General features: G+C 46.2%; 12 protein-coding genes. All 12 read right to left on the bottom strand.

From position 1 onward, the window contains the following. Nucleotides 1–5 precede the first annotated feature (5 nt). Nucleotides 6–1,004: a 2-hydroxyacid dehydrogenase gene (locus ACFSR5_RS15345; RefSeq protein ID WP_380905340.1), complete on the bottom strand. Its 999-nt coding sequence runs from the start codon at nucleotides 1,002–1,004 to the stop codon at nucleotides 6–8. 61 nt (nucleotides 1,005–1,065) lie between these two features. Then, nucleotides 1,066–2,679, bottom strand: a complete 1,614-nt coding sequence (locus tag ACFSR5_RS15350; RefSeq protein WP_380905341.1) for a RagB/SusD family nutrient uptake outer membrane protein — start codon at nucleotides 2,677–2,679, stop codon at nucleotides 1,066–1,068. Between the two features lie 11 nt (nucleotides 2,680–2,690). Then, nucleotides 2,691–5,639, bottom strand: coding sequence for a SusC/RagA family TonB-linked outer membrane protein (locus ACFSR5_RS15355; RefSeq protein ID WP_380905342.1), 2,949 nt, complete (start codon nucleotides 5,637–5,639; stop codon nucleotides 2,691–2,693). Between the two features lie 130 nt (nucleotides 5,640–5,769). After that, a complete protein-coding gene (locus ACFSR5_RS15360; protein ID WP_380905343.1) occupies nucleotides 5,770–9,171 on the bottom strand; it encodes a family 43 glycosylhydrolase in 3,402 nt (1,133 codons plus the stop codon). Between the two features lie 21 nt (nucleotides 9,172–9,192). Next, nucleotides 9,193–11,430, bottom strand: a complete 2,238-nt coding sequence (locus tag ACFSR5_RS15365; RefSeq protein ID WP_380905344.1) for a S9 family peptidase — start codon at nucleotides 11,428–11,430, stop codon at nucleotides 9,193–9,195. Continuing rightward, a complete protein-coding gene (locus ACFSR5_RS15370) occupies nucleotides 11,423–12,841 on the bottom strand; it encodes an APC family permease (RefSeq protein WP_380905345.1) in 1,419 nt (472 codons plus the stop codon). Before ACFSR5_RS15370 ends, ACFSR5_RS15365 begins: the two co-directional genes overlap by 8 nt. A gap of 5 nt (nucleotides 12,842–12,846) precedes the next feature. Next, nucleotides 12,847–14,616: a DUF885 family protein gene (locus ACFSR5_RS15375; protein ID WP_380905346.1), complete on the bottom strand. Its 1,770-nt coding sequence runs from the start codon at nucleotides 14,614–14,616 to the stop codon at nucleotides 12,847–12,849. An 18-nt stretch (nucleotides 14,617–14,634) separates the two neighbouring features. After that, entirely contained in the window at nucleotides 14,635–15,894 is a 1,260-nt protein-coding gene (locus tag ACFSR5_RS15380) for an NAD(P)/FAD-dependent oxidoreductase (RefSeq protein WP_380905347.1), read from the bottom strand. A 28-nt stretch (nucleotides 15,895–15,922) separates the two neighbouring features. After that, a complete protein-coding gene (locus ACFSR5_RS15385) occupies nucleotides 15,923–16,921 on the bottom strand; it encodes a 4-hydroxyproline epimerase (RefSeq protein ID WP_380905348.1) in 999 nt (332 codons plus the stop codon). 12 nt (nucleotides 16,922–16,933) lie between these two features. Continuing rightward, entirely contained in the window at nucleotides 16,934–18,391 is a 1,458-nt protein-coding gene (locus ACFSR5_RS15390) for an aldehyde dehydrogenase (NADP(+)) (protein WP_380905349.1), read from the bottom strand. An 11-nt stretch (nucleotides 18,392–18,402) separates the two neighbouring features. Then, on the bottom strand, nucleotides 18,403–19,302 hold the full coding sequence (locus tag ACFSR5_RS15395) for a dihydrodipicolinate synthase family protein (protein ID WP_380905350.1): 900 nt from the start codon (nucleotides 19,300–19,302) through the stop codon (nucleotides 18,403–18,405). A gap of 95 nt (nucleotides 19,303–19,397) precedes the next feature. Then, nucleotides 19,398–20,261 carry an AraC family transcriptional regulator gene (locus ACFSR5_RS15400; protein WP_380905351.1) on the bottom strand — a complete coding sequence of 288 codons (864 nt, stop codon included), beginning with the start codon at nucleotides 20,259–20,261 and terminating at the stop codon, nucleotides 19,398–19,400. Nucleotides 20,262–20,386: the final 125 nt, after the last annotated feature.

Genomic DNA, 20,386 nt, shown 5'->3' on the forward strand with positions numbered 1-20,386 from the left:
TTCCGTTAACAGAGCTGGGCCTGAGGAATCACGGGCGCCAAACCTGCTTCTATGTCCTGCAAATTCCGAAGCGTGATCCGGGCAATCTGTGTTAACGCCTCATCTGTGAAGAAAGCCTGATGGGCCGTGATCAGTACATTTGGAAAGCTCATTAACCGCTGGATCGTGTCATCTTCGATAATGGTGCCACTAAGATCTTTGAAGAATAATTTTTCTTCCTGTTCATAGACATCAATGGCAAGGCCCGCAATCTTTCTGCTCTTAAGCGCATCAATGACCGCTAGTGTATCGATAAGTCCTCCGCGGCTGGTATTAACTAAAGTAACCCCGTCTTTCATTTTTCCAAGGGAGTCCGAACTGATCAGGTGCTTATTCTCTGGAGTCAACGGACAATGCAGCGAAACAATATCAGATTCACCGTAAAGCTCGTCCAGACCAACGTAGGTCACTCCGCGGTCTTTTAGCTCATCGTCCTGGTAAGGATCAAAGGCAAGCACCGCGCATCCGAAACCCTGCGCGATCTTGCAAAATGCCTTTCCAATTTTCCCGGTGCCCACAACGCCGATGGTCTTACCGTATAGATTGAAACCCAGAAGTCCATTCAGCGAAAAGTTCTGCTCACGAACACGGTTGTACGCCTTATGAGTTTTTCTATTTAGCGTGAGCAGCATGGCCATCGTATGCTCTGCCACAGCTTCTGGCGAATAGGCCGGCACGCGACATACTGAGAGACCGAACTCTTTAGCCGCATTCAAATCTACATTATTGAATCCCGCGCATCGCAATGCTATTATTCTCACCCCCTTACCCGCAAGAGTTTGGATCACCTCCCTGTTAACTTTGTCATTAACAAAGACACAAACTGCATCAACGTCTTGAACGATCTCAACGATGTGCGGTCCAAGGTGTGTTTCGAAGAACTGATAGTCAAATTCACCGGAGGTATTTTCTTGTTCAAAAAATAAGCGGTCGTAGGGTTGGGTTGAAAAAAAGGCGATTCTCATATCTTAAAGATAAGAAGAACCGCCCATTTTTGCTAGGTTTAACTGCAAGAAAATTTACATATCAGTATCCCTGGTTTTGTTCTAATTTCGGATTTTTATTAAGCTCATCATTAGGAATAGGAAAAAGCGTTCTACTGGTAGCATTAGCGTGCGGCTTGTGATTAAACCACGATTTTGTCTGAAACACGCCAAAACGTATAATGTCCTGCCTTCGGTGAGCTTCCGCGGTAAACTCCCAACCCAGTTCATCCAGAAAACGTCCATAAACAATATCCGCGCCACCATTGTTGCCCGCGACCGTACCATCTTTGGCCTGCACCCCATAGTTATACATACTGCCTGAGAGCAGATCGCTGCCTTTCACTACAGCCTTCTCCGGACGGGATTTGAATGCCCGTTCACGTACAGTTGTGACAAGAGCAGCGGCTTGTTCCGCTTTTCCTGTGCGTAGCAATGCCTCAGCTTTCATCATCAATATATCGGCGTAACGGAACATCGGGTAATCGTTATCTAAATTACTGGTCGCTCCTTTCTTGATTTCGTACTTACCGATACGATAACCTGCGTTAGAAGGCGCGACAGTGCCGTCTCCGCCGATTCCAGGGACTTCATTTACATAAGTGATGACCAGTTCCCCGGTCGCCGCATGATACTGTGGTCCCTGGATCCAGCTATCATACAATCGCTGGTCGTCCGTATCGTAGGTGTCTATAAATTGTGGTACGGCACAGTTTCCGCCCCATGGACCTGCAGCCATATTGTACACAAGACGACTGAGCGGATCTAGCGTTTTCATATGGATCTGGCTACCGTGCCCGTATATTTCATCATAGGGAACTGCAAAAATAATTTCCGGAGAATTTTGGTTGGTAGCGGAAAAAACACTTTTGTAATCCGCATCAAGTCGATATTTATTTGCCTCAATCACTTGATCTGTCTGCTGGATTACCTTGTCCCATGCCGGTGTGCCGGTATAAACCTGTGCATTTAGATATATCTTCGCAAGCAATGCATGGGCCGCCCAGACATTCATTCGTCCATACATGGATTCCACATCTTCCGACAGCGCAGGAATTATCTCCGTTAACTCCTTTACTACAAAATCATACAGCTCTTTCCTAGTCTTCTGATCGGGCAAAGTTACATCACGGTAATCCGTCACGATAGGGACATTGCCATGGTTGTCCAATAAGAGGTAATAAGCGAGCGCCCTTGCAGCCCGTAGTTCAGCTACAGCAGCTTTGCCAGTCTCCTCCGGCAAGGGTAATGTGCCGTCCTCCACCTGCATGATGACACGGTTTGCCTTAGTTATGCTCGCATATGCTTGCTGCCACGTGTTGTAGGGTTGCCACTGGACTGCATTCCAGGTGTGCTGATGCATCCGACGGTAGGTACCTGCATCGTCCCAGCCGTTAGGGCGTACCGGCGTGATGATATGATCTGCAGACTCCTCCTGCAGATCGAAGTACCCTTGCCAGCCGAACATCAACGTGCGAAATGAGGCGTATACCGGAGCCAGGATATAGGGCAGATCGCGCTCAGTGGGTTTATAGTCATTTTCCAAAACCTCGGAAAACACTTCCTCTTTAAGATCCGTGCAACCTTGACAAATGAGGCTGCCACATAACAGAATTCCTATTATTTTCTTATATTTTACTGTATATACTCCAAACATGATCTAACAAATTAAAATGAAACATTTAGTCCTGCGGTAAAAGTACGCGTCGTCGGATATCGGTCACGGTGTTCTATACCGGGAGCAAAGGTGAAATCGCCGGTATAACTGGTTGCCTCCGGATCCAGTCCTTTATAGCCGGTAATAGTAAATAAGTTAAGCCCGGAAACGTACACCCGCAATCTGTTCACCCCTTTTATTAGCTGAGGCTTGAAGGTATATCCAAAAGTAACATTGTCGAGTTTCAAAAAATCGGCATCCTCAATATAGTGTGAGACATATACCAAGTCATTTGTCAATGTTTTTCCATATACCGGATCGTAAGCGGTCTTAAGGGCATTATACTCCGTGTTGACTGGGTTTTCATAGTAAAGTCGGGTCATATTTAGGACCTGATGCCCAAATGCACCTCGGAAGCTGAAGCTTAGGTCCATATTCTTCCAGGAAAAGCTGTTGTTCCACCCCAGATTAAAATCCGGTATACCATTGCCATAGTACTGTCTATCATCGGGTGAAGCATCAATGATGGGTATGGTTTCTCCCGCTTTGTTTTCCACGAGCCATTTTCCCTCATCATCCACCCCTACCGTTTTCCAAACATAAAAATCGCCTACAGCACGTCCCACCTCGACGCGATGGGTAGCCATCTGTATTGGCTCTCCTGTATATCCCGCCTCGAAAAAAGGAACCGTGACATTAAACTGCTCATTGGAAAGGTTCACCAATTCGTTCTTATTGGTGGAAAACGTGATTCCCGTTTTCCAGTTCCAATTCTCCTTTTTTATAACGTCCACATTAACAAGTGCCTCAAATCCGCGGTTGCTCATTTCTCCTGCATTCAACATCATACTGCTATAAAGATAGGGTGGTGAGGGTACATTGAACTGGTAAAGGAGGTCTTTCACCCGCCGGGTGTAGTAGTCGAAAGATCCATACACCCGATTATTTAGAATACTGAAGTCAAGACCGACATTGTATTCCTGCTTTTTTTCCCATCGAAGATCCGGATTAAAGTTTCGGGATGGAACAAACCCGGGAACCCATTTGCCATTAATATACGCTCCCTGCTCACGCAAGAAATTATAACTGGTCTGGGACATATACGAAGAAGATGCGATAGTTCCGGTAACACCGAAACCAGCACGCAACTTGAGTTGACTAGCAATCTGCTGATTTTCCATCCACGGCTCCTTTGCAATATCCCAACCCAGGGATATAGCCGGGAAGCTTCCCCACTTATAGTTTTCCCCAAAGGTCGATGAGCCTTCCCGTCGGATGCTGGCCATAGCCATATACCGCTCTTTATAACTATAGGTCACCCTAGCAAAAAAACCCGCTAGCTTCCATTTTTCCTTATAACTGGTCATCTCGGCCATTCCCCGTTGCAATGCCATGCCCGATTCCAGCTTATTGTAACTGTAATTGTCCGTAGGAAAATCGAAGTTATAGGCGTAAAAGTTCTCCGAGGTCTTATCCTGCCAACTGTAGCCGGCTAATAGACCGACCTTATGTTCGCCGAATGTTTTGTTGTAATTGGCTGTAAGTTCCATCAAGTTTTCAACCGAAGCATCTGTGGACCGGGAAGCGGTTCCGTTCAACCCGTTTTTGGTCGTATTTACGTGATCAAACGTCGTTGAATTTCCGTACAGATCATTTTGCTGTACCCGGGATAAAAGCATCTTTAGACTTAAACCTTCCATAGGGCGATAGTCGAGCGAACCATTTAAACGCGTTTCACGAAAGATCCGGTCGTTTGTGGACTCATGGATCATGCCCAGTGGATTATCATACATATATGCATTACTCTCCTTCCATTTACCGTCTTCCCTGTAAATTGCATCGGTAGGATTTCGGATAATAGCTTGTCTCCACATATATTCTGAAGATCCTCCCTGCAGAGCCTTTATACTTTGATTGATTACTTGGAGGTTAGACCGAAGTTTACCATCGAACATATCATGGTTGAGCTCAGCCCGCACGTTAAATCGCTCCTGTCCACTTTTAAGCAAAACGCCTTCCCAATTTCTGTAGTTCACCGATCCGGTAAAGTTCGTCCTGCTGTTGCCGCCAAACAGCGTGAGGTTATGATTATGGCTGAATGGTTGCTGGGTTACCTCCTCGATCCAGTCTGTCGAACTCCCTAGATCGGCATATCCTTTCCCTTCTGCAATCAATCTGCGGTAATCGGTTGCCGTAAACATTTCGGGCTTTCTGAACAGTGTCTGCAAGCTTGCATAATTATTGTATTCGATGGAAGTCCTGTTTTCCTGTGAGCTGTTCCGCCTAGTGGTAATAAGAATAACCCCACTTGTTGCTCTAGTACCGTAGATTGCTGCAGCAGCTCCATCTTTCAATACGTCGACAGATTCGATATCTTCCGGGGCGACCGTATTCAGGTTCCCTGGTATACCATCGATGATAACAAGGGGATTCTGCGATCCATTAATTGAGTTGAGACCGCGGAGGTTGATCTGAGAGGTACCGTTGGGATCGCCGTTGGATGTAGTGATACGCAGGCCGGCAACCTTGCCTTGGATAAGCTGTCCAGCGTCCTTTATCGCCCCTTTGGTAAAATCCTCTGCTTTTACGCTTGCTATAGAACTGGTAATCTCTCCCTTTTTTTGCGTTCCGTAACCGACAACGATGACTTCATCCAGTGTGCTGGACACCGTAACCAACGTTATGGTTAATTCTTCCTGCCTTTGCAAGGTGATAGTTTGCGAAACAAATCCGATAGAAGTCACCGTAAGCGTGTCGCCAGGTCTGTAAGAAATGTTAAAATTCCCTTGGGCGTCACTACTGGTGCCGGTGCCTCTAGGCGCAACATTTACGGATGCATTGGCTAGTGGATGACCTTGCTGATCCTGTATCTTCCCTCGAAGAACCTGTCCGCTTTGCGCCCATACGCCCAAAGGCATAAAAACGCAAATAGCATAGATTAGTAGTCTGATTGGTATCATAGAAATAGATTTACATGTGTGTAACATCAAATTTACGATACCATCACAGGCTATTTGATTCGCATTTTCGCCAATATGCGCAATATTTTAACCGTCAATTAGACACTTTTAATTGTGTATTATGCACCGATTAACGCCATAACTTCAAACTTTTGAAAATACCATATCCCAGTTGGTTATTGTTTGCCGTCTGATATATGCCAACGCGAATGTTTTTACCGGCCCATCCGTCCACAGAAAATGGACTTCCTGGCAAATCTGTCCACAAACTCCCGTCTGTTGAACTCCGCAAATAGATCCGGCTACCTCGCCGCTGCACCTGTAAAAATGGCTCGAAAACAAGCCCGTTTCCTACATTTTTTTCCACATGCTGCCCGGGGGTAACAAATCGAACCAAGTTCCCCAAATTCCAACCCGTCAGTACGGTGTTGTTAAGGTAGCTTCGAGGATTTGCAGGATCCTGTATTAAAATCCCTGCCTCACTGGATGTCCTCGTTGCAGATCGCAGTCCTGCAACGTCCACCACCTGCAATTCAAACGTGAAATCCTCAATCATTTCTTTGTAAAGGAAAGGCCCCTGCCATCCAGGGATATCCAGCTTGGTATCTTTCGAGGCCAGTGTCCACTCGAGCGAATGATGCTTGATCTTCAAAGCGGTGCTATCACGATCGTTTGGAATACGCATACCATCCCAAAATGATAACTTGCTATCCATCGTCCAAGGTTGGTCATGCGTATTTCTGAATAAGTCAATGGGACGGTTTTCTGCTATCTTAATACGGATAGGCTTCCCGACATTTCCATAGACATCCCGCACGCGTACCTCCGCACGCGCCGGCTTACGGGCGGATTGAAAAAGATGAAAAGGCATTTTCTTCCAATCCGATTGTTGTTCTCCGAAAGAGAACAAATACCTCAGAAGTGGACTACCAGGTTTGATGGAAACAAACAGGTTATCCGGATTAATGTAATACGGAACGCCATCAGCTTGCAAAGCCGTGTTCACCAATTTTCCATCTAAAGAATTCCGCCAATGCGCATACAGTGCCTGAATTGCAGCTTCCGATAACGAATCTCTATATACCCGAATGGCGTGAACGGCACAATCCTCCCAAGAGACGAATCCATCTCTTTTTTGTAAAAGGCCAGTAAGCAACCCTGAAACTGTTGGTATACCGTTTTCCCATAAACGAACTTTTCCTTGCGCGCTGCTTAAAACGATATGTTTCCAAGCCCCTTGGAGAAAAACATCCATTTCCATGGTAAAATCCGGATGTCCTATCATTTTCAGCAGCTCTGTCGCTTCCATGTGATCCGCCAGAAGTCCCGTCCTGCCCGCTATCACCGAGATCCGTCCGTCTTCGCAGGCGACGGTCGAGGTTCTAATTCCATCAAATACCGGCATCGCATCAATCGGTCCAATTGGACGATCAGCGGTTTCTAAAGCAAATAGGTAATCCGCCTTTTTCTGCTGAAAATTGTTTTCTATCTGCTGTGCTGTCCAAGCGTGGCGTTCTAGAGTTAAGCTTGCGATATATCCCGAAAAAAAATCGTCGCCTGCTGCACCGACTGTAAAATGTTTCCCGCTTTGCACGAACAGCATTTTATTTTGTTCCTTTTCCAGTTTGCCATCCACATAAAGACGTTCCATGTAACCATCAAAGGTTATCACAACTTGATGCCAGGTATCCTCTTGGGGAAGTTTCGAGAAAGACATATCCGCCCAACCGCCATGTTGCACAACCCCTCTAGCCGGATCGATTCCCATCCCAAATGTGGCAAGCGTCAGATCATGTCCCGGGCGCGACCAGGAGACGATCGGTTCAATTCGTTCGATGTCTGGATTATTGACCCACATACAAAGGGTATAAGAAGCATTCCCCTGCTGATCGTTGGGAACAGCAAAATCAGAATGGAGCTGCGTTTTCCCGTCCAAGTAAAAGGCTCGTCTTCCCTGATAATTTTTTACAGGAACCGCAGCCGAAGCTTTCCAGCTACCTATTGTTCCCGTGCTATTTTGTATCACCGAGCGCATTTCTCCAGCGTTATAGGACGAAGCCTGTAAAGAGAAGATCGTTGAGGTGTCCTGACTGGTCCGGCGAGGCATAGGTTGTGGTGCGGACCAGACCGTTTGCTGCTGCAGTTTTTCGCTGTATACTTTCACATTCCACACACCGCGCGGCAGCCCCTGAAGTTGGGTACCATGTATGGTTAGACGGACATAACGTGCGTTCAAATCTCCAGTTGCAACAATGGGGCTGGCCCACCGGTCGTTCGTCCTGTTGTCCGAGAACATGGCCCAGTTCTGACCGTCTTTGGAAACCTCAATTGCATATTGGTAGGCATAGGTGGGGTATTCCATTTCAAGCAGTACAGTCCCAATAGACTTCACAGTGCCCAGATCTATGGTCAACCACGCACTCCCCCTATTGTTGGCGGCGCGCCATAATGTTCCATTGTTATTATCAACAGCAAATGATGCCCGAAATTCAGCGCTATAGAACGAAGAAGCCGTTACCTTTTTACCGAAGGCCAAATCAGTATAAGGGATGCTGCTTTTAGCCAGCATTCCGATTCCCTTATGTGTTGGCATCAATTTTTTTATATTTCCCTGTTCGTCAAAATGAAGTTCATCGGCGGCTACCTGCCGGTGGAAACCTCCTCCCGAATGCGGGTTGTTATGCCGGTGATATACGATATATACTTTGCCGCCCTCTTCTAAAATCCCGTTGTGTCCAGGTCCGTGGATACTACCATCCGAAGTGGTCGCCAAAATTGGATTACCAGCCGGATATTCATACGGGCCGAAAGGTCCTGTTCTACTTTTTACATACTGGACACGGTAGGTGTCATCCTCGCAATGGCCCGAAGAATACAACAAATAATAGATTCCATTACGCTTGAACATAAGGGGTGCTTCAAAAAAATCCTTTGCCGTGGTATTGGGAATGAGCTCAGTTCGCTCGAAGGACTTCATATCGTTATTCAGAAGACCCACAGCACACCCATGGCCGGGATAGATGCCCCAAGTTCCCCAAAACATATAAATCTTACCATCATCATCGGTAAATGTCTGCCCATCGAGCGTGATCACTCCGGGAATCATATAGTTTGGAACAAAAGGTTTGTTGTCCGCCACAAGCGAAGTCCAGGGACCAACCGGAGAATTGGATACCGCACCAAAAAGCTCCACGGGTTGGCTATAATAGAGGTAATAGCGTCCGTCATAACCTTTCGTCATATCGGGCGCCCAATACCAATGTGTCGTGGGCCAGTTCATAGGTTGAATGGTCCAATGTACAAAATCTGTCGATTTCCACACCTGTGAAGGTCCCAGCCCACCACCATTGCCATCCGTGGTGGCGTACAGATAATACGTGTCTCCTATTTTTTTTATGGTAGGATCAGCAAAATAGCCAGGAACCACCGGATTTCCTTGACTCGGCCACCTGTGCGGCGAGTCTTGTGCCACGACCATTCCACAGCAAGCCGAAAGACTGTATAGAAGAAAAAAGCGGAGAAAACGTGCCATAGCAGCTATACCCTATATGTGTTACCTCACGTCCCAAGCAGGTGGATCAACGCCCAATAAATGCCTAACAAAAAAATCCCGTCGTTTCTTTTCTCCATATTCCCCTCCCGAGGAATGTCCCATGCCGGGCACGAGAATCAGCTCATGATCTTTACCGGCTTTGATCAAGGCATTGGTAAGTTGATAGGTAGAAGAAGGATCCACGTTGTCATCCAGTTCGCCAACAATCAGCAGGAGCTTCCCTTGCAATTTTTCGGCATTTTCAATATTAGAGCACGCTGCATACTCCGGCCCCACTGGCCATCCCATCCACTGCTCGTTCCACCAGATCTTGTCCATTCTATTGTCGTGGCACCCGCACGAAGATACGGCTACTTTATAGAATTCAGGATGGAATAAGACCGCGGCCGTTGAGCTTTGACCACCGGCGGATGTACCATAGATGCCTACATGTTCTAAATCCATATACGGATATTTCTGTGCTGCGCTTTTCATCCACAAGATACGATCGGGGAACCCTGCATCCTTCAAGTTTTTCCAACAGACATCATGGAATGCCTTCGAGCGGTTAGAGGTCCCCATACCGTCGATCTGTACAACGATAAACCCAAGTTCAGCCAGTTCCTGCATACCAGAAGGATTCGGTATAAACGTTTTAGGCACAAAAGAGCTATGAGGCCCCGCATAGATGTACTCAATCACCGGATACCTTTTCTGCGGATCAAAATTTGTCGGACGGATAATAATTCCCCATATGTCCGTTTGCCCGTCACGAGCCTTTGCTGTGAACACCTCAGGAGCCTTCCATCCCGCCTGCAATAACTCCTCCGCATTTCCTTTCTCCAGCTCCGTCACAACCTTTCCAGATCGATCACGTAAAACTGTCACTGGAACCTGATCAACACGCGAAAACACATCCACAAAATAGTCCAACCCTTCATTAAAATAGGCGGTATGGTTGGCATTTTCACGCGTTAATTCGATGAGGTTCTTGCCATCAAAATCTACGCTATAATACTGTATAAAATACGGATCCTGACCTTTAATCTTGCCACTTCCTTCGAAGATAATTCTTCGGTTTGTCTCATCCACATGAACAACCTTCCGAACCACCCATGGCCCTTTGGTAATCTGGTTTTTCACCGCTCCGCTTTTTCCGTCATAGAGATAAAGGTGGTTCCATCCATCCCGTTCGGACGCCCAGATGATTTCCTTTCCATCCCCGACATCTTTTCGAAAGCGTTTACCGCTATAATCTATGAATGTTTTATTTACTTCGTTAATCAGGTAACGGGTACCACCTACATTTGCATCCAGTTCCACCACTGCATATTGTTGATGTCCACGCTTATTGTACTCAAAAGTGATGGCCCTACTATCCTCCCGCCAATCTATACGGCCTACCGAGAATTGATTCTCAATGAGGCTTGCATCACACGTCAAGAGTTTACGCGTGTCAAGATTATAAATTACCGGATAATATTGGGAAAGGGCATCTCCGGGTTTTGGATAGTCCCGGGTCTGCAGTTTGGGCTGCAACTGGTCTGAAGGCGAAGACTCTAGGAGCGTAAGCTGCCGGACCTCCGCCTTGCGCACCCTACTTCCTGCAATTTTTTTACCGTCTGCAGACCAGTGTAAATGTGCTGCATAATATTCTCCGGGGCTGCCGTCGAACGTTACTTGTTGCTCAGAACTTGGATCACCCTTTTTTGCGATATATATGTTGCTATTCTTCACGTAAGCAATCTGCGTCTTGTCTGGTGACTCAATTGGCTCTCCTTTGCTGTCGTCGAACCGCTGCCCCCAATAGCCACCCCGTCTTTCTCTATTAATGGATTCTTTTTTTCCCAGTGTATTACTAGTGCGGTTCCACGTCCACCTGTAACCATCATATTCTAAGGCAATACTGTCTTTACCGAGCAGGGACACCCTGTCGGTGCTGATCGCCCGCTCATCTATCGTCCGGCCTAACGCGCTACTCAAAGCAGACGTCAACGCTTTGAGATCAAAAAAAGTGGTTTTGACGCGGGCCTCCGCATCGACCAGGACAAATTCTCGACCTTCCGCTGTATTTTTTTCATACCAAAAGTGCCGACCATCCTTATCCCATTTTATTTGCGAAGGAACATCGTAAAGTTTATTCGCTATCTTCCCTCTCAAACCAGCAGCCTGCTGATAATCTGCTTTTGTGCCTTGCGCTGCCCCCTGTCCTACAAGAACGAGAAGAAAAAAAATAATAGAAAAATATACTCTAGACATGTTGTTTGTTTTTCTTGTTAATTACATAAAAAATTGGGATCCCAGCCAAAGCAATCAATACTCCCGGGACGGTATAATCTGGTTTGTAGATCAACATCAATACGATAAACGCCAAGCCCATTAAAATATAGATAACAGGCAAGAAAGGATATCCAAAAGCTTTATAAGGTCGAGGCAGTGCTGGTCTGGTGTAGCGCAAGCGAATGACCCCCGCAACCGCCAGTACATAGAACACCACCACCACACACGTGATCATATCCAGTAAATCGCCATATTTGCCACTCAGGCACCATAAACAGGATACGACACATTGTATCCATAGCGCATATGCGGGGACCGAATTTCGATTCAGTGTTCCCGCCTTTTTGAAGAATAGGCCGTCTTGTGCCATGGAATAATATACCCGCGCACCGGCCAAGATGATGCCGTTATTACAACCAAAGGTACTGATCATGATCATCACGGCTATGATGGTGATACCGAACGGCCCGAATATTTCCTGAGCCGCGCTCATCGCAACGCGATCCTTAGGTGCATTAACCATCTGGTGGAGATCCAGCACCGTTGTATACATCAGATTCGTCAACAGATAAATAGCTGTCACAATCAGTGTCCCTAATGCCAAACTTAAACCTATATTGCGTTGCGGATTCTTAATTTCGCCAGCGACAGAAGAAGAAGAATGCCAGGAATCACTACTAAACAATGCGCCAACCAATGCAGCAGACACTGCACCGAATGCACCAAAGGTAGAATACTCTTCAAACGAACCATCTAGATGAAGACGACGTAGGTGCCACAGATCTGCAGTCATCCAATTAGCATTCCAAATCTCGTACTTAAATGCCAGAAAACCGAATAGGATCAGCAGCAGCAAACTCAATATCTTAATCAATGTTAGCGTCGTCTGCACCCGTTTGCCGCTGTTGATGCCACGTGAATTTATAGCCGTCAGTACGACAATTACGCCGATGGCCAGCAACTGAGCAGAAGAGATACGATAATCCCCCAAAACCAATAGATAGACATCCTCATCCAACCAAGGAAATAGATATGCCGTGAACTTGGCAAATGCTACGCCCACCGCAGCTATTGTCGCAGTTTGTATTACCGCAAAAAATGTCCATCCGAAGACGAAACTGACTAAAGGATTGTATGCCTCCCGCAGATAAACATATTGTCCGCCCGCCTTTGGGAACATTGCACTCAGTTCCCCATAACTCAACGCGGCGGTCAATGTCATAAATCCACAGATAAGCCACACCAACATCATCCACCCCGCAGATCCCGTATTTCGGGCAATGTCGGCCGAAACGATAAATATTCCCGAGCCAATCATGCTGCCAGCGACCAGCATCGTCGCATCAAGCAGACTCATGGATTTATGAAAAGACTGATTTTCGTTGCTCATCTTCGTTATTTAAACGTATAAAACTCCCACGCGGTCTGGTAATCCGGGGTTAATTGCTGTTCCGTCATGACGGCCCGTAACATTTCCATGGGCATATAGTTTTCTTTAATGACCTTCTCGTGAAACGCTGGGTAGCTCATCTTTCCGGAGTCCACCAACTCATGCTTGATACGCATTAATTGTAGCCCGCCGACCAAATAAGCAAGCTGATACAGTGGGCTGTATCCGCCTTCGAACGAGCGCTTCACTTCGCCATGCGCATTTGCACGTTCAAACCCTACCCGGTCAACCAAGTAGTCGATACATTGTTGGGGTGTCCATTCCCCCAAGTGAAACTTTATGCTAAATGTTATCCGCGCGCAACGATGCATGCGCCAGAACAACATACCGATCCGTTCTTCTGGTGTCTTAGCAAATCCCTTGCTGTATAAAAGCAGTTCCCAATAGAGTGTCCAGCCTTCGGTCCAAAATGGGGTATTGAACGCACGCTCTCGATAAGGTTTGTGCCGACGGTTCATAAAATATTGGAGATGATGTCCCGGGTTAAGTTCGTGCTGAACCGTCCCTCTGGAGAAATAAGGATTGTTCCCACGCATACTCATACGTTTTTGCTCGTTGGTCATTCCTTGGGTGGGATACGATATGCTTATTTCCCGTCCCCCCGTAAAGAATGGGTTCACCAACTGTCTTTCCTCGGTCATCATAATCATGCCCCACGTTTCGTCAGCTAACGCTGGAATGTCCATCAATTGCTGCTGTTTAATGAAGTCCTGTGCGTCGTTATAAAGCCTAAGGATCAATTCTGGTTGTTCGCCTACAGGAACATAAGAATTCTTGACTTTCTCCTGTGCGGCTTTCCAGTCTTGGCCGAATCCCATTTCCTGTGAAGCTTTAAGAAGCTCCGCTTCGCACCACGCAAACTCCTGATCTGCCAATCGTAGTAAATCGTCCGCCGTGTACGCAATCATTTCATCCTTCAGCTGGCTATCCAATTCTTGCCTACCGATCGGTGTCCCCCCAATCTGGCTTCCATCTTCAAAAACTTTCCAATCACTTTTCGATTCCAACGCCGCTGAATAGTTATCCATCTTTTCCATCAAGCGTTTGTAAGCCGAAGGCACCCACCAAGTAAAAGTAGGCTCATACTCATTGTAAAAGTCATAGGTGCTGGTCAAACGAAGCTTTAATGAAGCAATCAGCCCCTTTAAAAAGTCTACATCTTGATACGGGATCGTTTTATTATTTTGCAACAGCCCCTGAGCTTTATCCAATTTGTCCGCTGCTTCGTCCAACAAACGAGCGACTTGCTGCCCATCTAAATTCTTCCCTCTCCGCCGCCATTGCTCGAGCGTGAATATTTCATTTGCGAACGGCACGTTGGATTCTAGGCGCTTGTATATTTCCTGTTTCATTTTCCAGTCGCGGATATCGCGTTGCACCTTCCGCTTTAATAGGATATAATCAACCTGTCCATTCGTATTCAAGGCTTTAAAAGGAAAATCAGCAAGTTTCTTCAGATACTCCTCATCTAGTTGCAACAGTCTTTGCATCTGTTCCGGGGAGGCTGCAGCGGATTGCGTTCCCCAACCTTTAGGCATGGGGCCGTAAAAATAATTTATGGCCTGCACATCGTGTCCATATTGGACAATCAACGGTTCAATTGGTGTGGTATGATCGAACATACCCGAGTCTTGTGCTATAGTCATATGATACGAGCAGAGCAACGAAAAGCAGATCACTGTTTTTCTGGTCAGTAAGCGGAGTCTTTTCATCATGTCTTTAGGTGGTTAGGGTTAGTTAAATCGTTCCGGATTAAACAAGCTTATATCGGTAGCTGGTTTTTCACCGTTCAGTAGGTCGGCGACGGCCTTTCCGAATGCAGGCCCGAGACTCAATCCCATCATTCCGCCCCCAGCTGCGACTGTTACATTGGAAAACTCGGTAAGTCGGCCGAGATACGGTAATCCATCAGGCGGACAAGGTCGATAGCCAAACCATATCTTATCCTCGGGATAGGGCACCTGAAGATCTGGAAAATACTTCGGAATAGATTCGACAATCCCTTGTACACGACTTGTATATATGGTGTCATTAGCCGATCCAAGCTCCATAGTACCGCTAAAGCGAATTTGTCCATTCATGGGGGTTACTGCCACACGTGCTTCCAGTAAAAGGGCGGCATGTCTCATTGTATGTTCCGCATTAGACGAGTACATAAATGAATAGCCTTTACCAGGCATCAGCGGTGTTTTTACGCCTATTTTAGACGTTAATTGCGGTAGATATGCCCCTCCCGTTACGACAATCTCATCCCCGACAAAGTGTCCTTTGGAGGTAACCAATTCCTTGATACGGTTACCTGAACGCACAAAACGCTTAACTTCAGTCCCTTCGTGAAATTCCACTCCGTTCGCCGTAAGATATGCAATCAGCTGTTGCATGAGCTTTTGAGGATATAACTTGCCATCGCATTTATAAAAGGCCGCGCCAAGCACATCTAGCCGCAGTGCTGGCTCAAGCGCTTGCGCTTGCTGTGCGTCTAAAATATCCACCTCCAATTGTAGGTCCTGTGCTCTTTTAGCAAGTTCCCTCTCTTCATGTTCTACTTCCTTGGTCTTGTAGTACATCAGAATCCCCGTTTGTTCAAGCTCAAAATCGAAACCTTCTTGCGCAGCAAGTTCATCGTATAGACTACTGCTGTGCACGTTCAGGTCTCGTATGGCCGCGGCACTGCGTTCTACATGCTGTTTGTTGGCATGCTTCAGAAATTTAAGCCCCCAGTCAACCAGATTCCAGCTGAGATTGGGACGTACATAAAAGGGGCTCTTGCGATCAAACATCCATCGTACTCCTTGGGCAACGATGCCCGGAGCCGCCAATGGAGTAAAATGGCTCGGCACAATCATCCCCGCATTTCCATACGAACAATTATCTGCCAGTGTATTTTTTTCCAACACAACGACTTTCCACCCCTGCTGAACCAAGTAATAAGCGGAAGATAGTCCCGCTATTCCGGCGCCAATAACTATTACAGTACCCTTATTTATTTTCACGTCTTTTTACGTTGTTGATTATATGTCTTTACATTACTTGAAATCCTTCTTTATAGGGATCATCATCATCAATAATGATGGTATTATATCCTGTTATACGGGCCCATCCTTCTACCGAAGGAATGATAGCCGCTAACCCGGCGACAGTCGTGGTCTCTTCGATTCTTCCAATGAATTGTGACCCGATGTAACTTTCGTGTACAAACGAATCCCCGGGCTGCAATTTCCCCTTAGCAAACCATTGTGCCATCCGCGCAGATGTCCCTGTACCACAAGGGGACCGGTCTAATGCATTTTCGCCCACCAATACTGCATTTCGGCCGGAAGAGTTCGATTTCGTCGGTTTGCCTGTCCATTGGATGTGGGACAGCCCATGGATGTTACTATCCTCGGGATGCACAAACTCATACTTTTCGTTCAACAGCCGACGAACAATTTTTCCATAGTGGATCAACTGGCTAGCAGAGAAATGATCAATATCTTTAAAATTAGCCTGTGGGTCGATAATACCATAAAAATTCCCACCATACGCTACATCTACCCGTAATTCCCCCAGATCCGGACAATCGACCAATAGGTCTTCTTTATACAAAAAAGACCGGACATTTGTCAATTTGACGGTCTCCACTTTTTGACCAACCTGCTTGTAATCAATTAAAACCAAACCTGCGGGTGTTTCTAATCTTAGTTTCCCAGGAACTTTAGGGATAATCAGGCCTTCTTCTATGGCGATGGTAACCGTGCCTATGGTTCCATGACCACACATGGGCAAACAGCCGCTGGTCTCGATGTAGAGTACACCCATATCATTTTGAGGATCGACGGGCGGATAAAGCATGCTTCCACTCATCATGTCGTGTCCGCGTGGTTCAAACATCAGTCCCTTTCGTATCCAATCGTATTCAGCCATAAAATGCAATCTGCGCTCCATCATCGATTGCCCGGCAAGGGTTGGCGTTCCACCCGCGACTAGCCGAACAGGGCAGCCGCAGGTGTGCGAATCAATACAAAAAAATGTTTTCTTCATTTATTTAACCTACTATTCGGGTGTATAAACAGTGTTCACTATACGAGCAATCTTTAACGGATTGTCATCCTGTAATTCCTGGGGAAGAAGCTGATTCGGCCAGTTTTGAAAACTGACAGGTCGCAAAAACCGTTTCACCGCATCCGGTCCCACAGACGTAAACCGGCTATCAGTCGTCGCCGGGAAAGGCCCTCCATGCTGCATAGCGTACACCACTTCAACACCAGTAGGCATGCCTCCGAACAACAAACGTCCACACTTTTCCTGTGCCAAGGTGAGCAGAGAAGAGTTCTGCTGTATATCCACCACCGTGGCTGCAAATGTAATGGTAAGTTGTCCCGGTACAGAAGCCAGAACGGCGTATACTTCATCTGTATCCGAACATTCCACCACTAACCCTACGGGTCCGAAAACTTCCTCACGTAGATGTTGGTTCGCCAAAAACGCAGCTCCTGAAGTGAGGTATATCGCCGCTCCCGCCTTATCTTCTTGGGTATTTACCCCTTTTCCCAACAATTCTACGTCGGGCTGTTTTGAAAGTATTGTTTTGTTCTCCTGAAAGGCTTTGCAAATCCCCGCGTGTAGCATGCTTGATTCTCCGATCTCGCTGATCGCTTTCTTTAAGCCCTCTTTAAGCAGGGTCAACGCTGATCCTTTTACAGCGATGAACAACCCCGGGTTAGTACAAAACTGACCAACGCCAAGGGTAAGGGAAGCGACATATTGTGCGGCTAATGTTTCGCCATGCTGATTGAGGTAATCAGGAAGTGCCAGTATCGGATTTACACTTCCCATTTCGGCAAACACCGGAACAGGTTCTGATCGCGAAGCTCCAAGATCGAACAGGGCTTTTCCTCCGCGGAAGGAGCCTGTAAAAGCCACCGCTTTTATAAGAGGGTTTAAAACCAATGTTTCTCCCACACTGTTAGAAGATCCTTTGACGCAATCAAAAACCGTATCTGGGGCTCCAAATTTTGCCACACCCCGTTTTATGGCATGTTCCATTATTCGGGAAGTTTCAGGATGCGCAGGATGTTCTTTATAAACTACGGAGCAACCCGCAGCGATTGCACTTGCGGTATCTCCGCCAGCTGTAGAGAAAGCAAAAGGGAAGTTGCTCGCTCCAAAAACCGCTACTGGTCCTAGTCCCTTGTTATACTTCCGAATATCGGATTTCGCTGCTCCATCACCTGTATCAATACGCACATCCGCATAGACGCCGGTTCTTAAAGCGTCTGCGTAACTCCGCCATTGGTGAACAGTACGCCCCTTCTCTCCTTGCAGCCGAGCTAACGGTAAAGCCGTCTCCCGATGAGCTGCGTTTATCAATTCCTCATCCAAAGCTTCTATCTCTTCAGCTATAGCATACATCAAATCGGCCCGTTCCCTTACTGTTAGCTTTTGTAAGTATTGATAGCCGTTCCAAGCGGCCGATGCGATGTCATGGATTTGTTCATTCGACATTTCCATTCGTTTAAAAATTAAAGTGTAGGTCTAGATGCCAATGCATCATCAATTATTTTATTTATCCGTTCTTTTTCCTCACCCACCAATTCTAGACGAGGTGCTCTGGTGAACGGTGTACTTAAGCCGACTTTACTCGCTGCCAACTTAATATACTGAACAAGCTTAGGGTGTATATCAAGTTCCAGAAGCGGCATGAACCAGCGGTAAATTTTGAGCGCCTCGTCAATCTTTCCTTTCTTTGCCAGGTCATAAATCGCATAGGTCTCTTTGGGAAAACCGTCCACTAGACCGCCAACAACGCCGTCCGCCCCAAGTAAAATAGATTCAAGGAAAATCGTATCCACTCCGCCCAATATTTTCAGTCTATCACCAAAACGGTTACGAAGTCTCGTAATATTTGTTAAGTCACGCGTAGATTCTTTGACCGCTTGGATCGTTGGCTCTTGCAATAATTCTTCAAACATATCCAACGAAATATACGTTGCATAGTCGACCGGATTATTGTAAACCAAAATAGGTAGTGCTGTACTCTGTGCGATTGTGCGGAAATAACTTACGACCTCCCGGTCATCCCCTTTGTAACGCATCGGTGGTAGTACCATTAACCCGTCCGCGCCGAGCTCCTCTGCTTTTTTAGCGAATTCGACAGCCGCATCCGTGGTATTTTCAGTCAGATTCAAAAGCACCGGCACACGGCCGTTTACAACTTTCAACGTGTATGTTAAAAGCTCAAATTTCTCTTCTGTCGTCAGTACACTAGCCTCGCCTAACGATCCAGCCAAGATCAGTCCATGTATCCCCGCTTCAAGCTGGGCTTCAATGTTGACAGACAACATTTCGAAATTCAATGTACCGTTCTCGTGAAACGGCGTCAACATCGCAGGAAAAATTCCGTTCCAGTTTAATTTAGCCATAAATATCAATTGTTTTCTTCAAAACTATGGCCTCTGAAAGGGAATTGCTAGTCGAGATTTAATCAAAACTCACCGCATTTTAACAGATATACAAACTACACGTTATTTTTATATCTGCTGAAGTATTCTTTGGGAGAAAAACCAGTAACCGAACGGAATACGCGGTTAAAATTCGTGATACTATTGAACCCAGAATTATAAGCTACCAGTCCCATGCTTTCGTAACGTTGCGAAGTAATCAACTTGCAGGCCTCCTGTATCCGCAGTTCATTCAGATAACTTACAAACGTCAATCCGGTATGTTTTTTAAAATATCGACAAAACGCTTGGGGAGTTAAGTTCGCATGGTCAGCTGCTTCTTCGAGCGTCACGTTTCTGCGAAAATTATCCTTGATATATCGGCAAACCTCATTTATACGCAGGAAGCCATCGTCTTTGTTAAAAACTGTAGTTACAGACAACGGTTTGAGTTCGGTCGATACAAGACTAAGCTCTTTTAGCAAAAAAATGAAACTCATCAGCTGGTCCATCATATTTGCTTTTTTCAATAATGCTATTCTCCTCCTGATACGGCTGGTATACGCATGCGGAACCCGAAACCCGTTGCTATTGTGGACGATAAACTCTAAAATACCAGCCAATTCAGGCATGTGGAATAAACTGGACAACGAGCCTTTTAAATTAAAAAAGATAGAGACACATTCTACCTCCATCTGATCGACAGTATTCGCGTTTTTCTTAAATACGTGTGGTTGGTTCGGACCTAACAGAAAAATATCTCCTGTCTGGAACGGGTGGAAGCTGTCGGCAAGAAACAGTGTGCCTTCTCCTTTTACAATCCACATAAATTGATACTCTTCGTGTTTATGAAAATAGGGGTAAAAATCCGTCAATCTATCTTCTTGTACATAGACCGACTTATCTTTGGGAGCTGGGACATTAAATTGAATCATTTTCATAATAGAACAATATTAAATTGTTAACAAGTCGCGTTTGCACTCCTGATTAGTATGCATGAAAATTACGATATTAACTCAATATTAACAAGGGTCTATCAGCATTATGGTGAAAATAAGATTGTACT

Origin of the sequence: Sphingobacterium suaedae, assembly GCF_042684625.1 — a bacterium.
In the GTDB taxonomy this organism is placed as follows: Bacteria; Bacteroidota; Bacteroidia; order Sphingobacteriales; family Sphingobacteriaceae; genus Sphingobacterium; species Sphingobacterium suaedae.